Raw genomic sequence first — 264 nt, 5'->3', positions numbered from 1 at the left:
GTATTAGCAATACCACCCACTGTAATATAAACTGTAGCTGTATCACAAGCTTGGTCAGCATTATCATCACAAATAGTATAAGTGAAAGAATCTGCACCAGTATACCCAGGGTTAGGCGTATAAGTAAAGTCACCAGAAGGAGACATTGTTACAGTACCATTAGTTGGGTTTGTATTAGCAGTTACTGTTTGATTATCACCTTCAATATCATTATCATTTACTAATACGTTTTCTGTTACATCAGCTCCAGGAGTTGTAGTATAG

1 protein-coding gene is annotated in these 264 nt (G+C 36.4%); it reads right to left on the bottom strand.

The window, feature by feature from the left end; translation table 11 throughout:
- A partial coding sequence (locus tag CXF54_RS13010; RefSeq protein WP_198551077.1) for an Ig-like domain-containing protein occupies positions 1–264 on the bottom strand: 264 nt, incomplete at both ends.

The organism is Olleya sp. 1-3 (genome assembly GCF_002836085.1).
GTDB classification, from domain to species: domain Bacteria; phylum Bacteroidota; class Bacteroidia; order Flavobacteriales; family Flavobacteriaceae; genus Olleya; species Olleya namhaensis.
Note: the sequence above shows the minus strand (reverse complement) of the source record. Positions and strands in the feature narration are given on the sequence as shown.